The following is a 2,072-nucleotide window of genomic DNA, read 5'->3' on the forward strand; positions in this document are numbered from 1 at the left end:
TCGCATACAGAACCCAGCTTGCACAGAGCGCCTGAATAGGCTTTTATGAGTGTCCAAGATTTGGGGGCCAGTTCAACCCACAAAGCCACCCGCATCCTAACCTTCCCCAACCAGTCGGGGGAAGGGACAAGCTGTCTTACAGCCACCCGTAGTGTGGGTTTTACCCACGATATAAATAACAGGTACAGCTAACGGATTTAGATTGGCAGACGGCAAGTTCGCAGGCAAAGCCCATGTTACTTGAGTTTTCCCAAGCCAGCTTTCATTGCATAAACAACAGTCGTCTGAAGCCCAAAATTCAGGTTTCAGACGACCTTAAAAAGGCGACAATCAGTGTTACTCATAAAGGTTAACCATCATGAAACACATATTTCAAACTATCCTGACAGCCTCCCTAATCCCTTTTCTTGCCTCATGCGGCTTCTCAACAGGCAAACACCGTCCGACGGCCAAACCCCACGTTTCTGCCCGAAAAGTCCAACCCGTCCGCATCAACAATATCGACCACACCCAAGGTTCGCAAGAGCTGATGCTGCACAGCATGGGCCTTATCGGGACGCCGTACAAATGGGGCGGCAGCACTACTTCCACCGGTTTTGATTGCAGCGGCATGATTCAATTCGTCTATAAAAACGCCCTCGGCGTCAGCCTGCCGCGAACCGCCCGCGATATGGCGGCAGCCAGCCGTAAAATCCCCGACAGCCGCCTCAAGGCAGGCGATCTCGTTTTCTTCAACACAGGCGGTGCGAACAAATACTCGCATGTCGGCCTATACATCGGCAACGGTGAATTCATCCATGCGCCAAGCAGCGGCAAAACCATTAAAACCGAAAAACTCTCCAGCCCGTTTTACGCGAAGAATTATCTGGGTGCGCATACCTTCTTTGCCGACTGAAAAAACAGCAAATCAGCAATCGGTATAACGATCCGTTTGGTTTTTGATACGGTATCGATTATCATCATTCCTGCACACGAATGATGAACTGAGAAGTCGGCTAGATAGTCAATCCAAATCGGAAATGCTGATAAAAAAGGTCGTCTGAAACCAAAATTTGGGTTTCAGACGACCTTTGTCTGTTTAAAAAAGATTATTTGAAGCGGTAGCCGACAGTAGCCATGTAGCTGTTGTTGTGGACTTTCAAATCGTCTTTTTTATAACGGGTTTGCTCCCATTCGGCACCGACTTCGACATTCGGCGTAACGGCGTATTTCGCGCCCACACCGTAGCCGAGACCGTTCATATTGCTGCGTTTCGCGCCCAGATTGTCGAAGCGGCCGTAGTGGTAGCCGACCTTACCGTAAGCCAGCGCATTGTCGGTCAGGCGGTAGCCTTGGACGTAGGAAACGTTGGCATCGACTTTTTGTTTCGCATTGCCCGCGATTTTGCGGTGCAGCGGTTTGACACCGGCTTCAACGCCGCCAATCCAGTTGCTTTGTCCGAATTGTGTGTTGTAGCTGCCGCGTACGGCAACGTCGCCTTTAGTTTTCTCATTCAGCTTGGCATTGCGCACATCACTTTTGGTCACGCCCGCGCCGACTTCCAAGCCTGCGCCGGTAAATGAACCGTCAGCGAAAGTGATAGCGGAAGCAGTAGCCAATAAAACAGTCAGTAAGGTTTTTTTCATGATAATGCTCCTTCACGGATAAACAGGAAGCTTGTTTCTGCTTCCGACGAATCCAGTATCGGACGCTTGCGGATGACCCGCAACCGCCTTTGCCGAGGCGTTACCCATTTTCTCAAGTACTTAACGTTTGTAATTCATTGAAACGGCTAAATTTGTATCGACCGAAGTGTCGAGGTGCGCGATTTATAATTTGCGTAAAGTGCGATGAAAAATATGAAGATTTATGGGGCTTGCTGTGTGGAGAGAGGGGTGTTTGGCAGTGGCGGTGGAGTGTAGAAAAAATGATAAAGGCTTAGATGACGGTTTACATTGGTTGGTGTGGTTTTATTGCCATAAGGGTGGGAAAGGACGTCTGAAAATTTTCAGACGGCGGCGGATTCGCATTTGAAGTGCAACTTTCCCTAACAGAAAAAGGCCAGTATGCGGTAGCATACGGCCTTTCCTGCA

Annotated in this window: 2 protein-coding genes; one reads left to right on the forward strand and one right to left on the reverse strand. The window is 49.4% G+C overall.

Features of this window, described 5'->3' with window-relative positions; translation table 11 throughout:
- The first annotated feature begins 358 nt into the window (after positions 1-358).
- Positions 359-895, forward strand: coding sequence for a C40 family peptidase (locus tag AC5M9B_RS04825; protein ID WP_101810123.1), 537 nt, complete (start codon positions 359-361; stop codon positions 893-895).
- Between the two features lie 193 nt (positions 896-1,088).
- Here the strand turns inward: AC5M9B_RS04825 and AC5M9B_RS04830 are convergent, their stop codons facing one another.
- Positions 1,089-1,625 carry a porin family protein gene (locus AC5M9B_RS04830; RefSeq protein ID WP_101810124.1) on the reverse strand — a complete coding sequence of 179 codons (537 nt, stop codon included), beginning with the start codon at positions 1,623-1,625 and terminating at the stop codon, positions 1,089-1,091.
- Between the last annotated feature and the right edge of the window lie 447 nt (positions 1,626-2,072).

Source organism: Neisseria flava (genome assembly GCF_982712965.1).

Bases quoted from the DNA above. Each gene is read 5' to 3' on its own strand.
- AC5M9B_RS04825 (WP_101810123.1), top strand. From the start codon at position 359: ATGAAACACATATTTCAAACTATCCTGACAGCCTCCCTAATCCCTTTT.
- AC5M9B_RS04830 (WP_101810124.1), bottom strand. From the start codon at position 1,625: ATGAAAAAAACCTTACTGACTGTTTTATTGGCTACTGCTTCCGCTATC.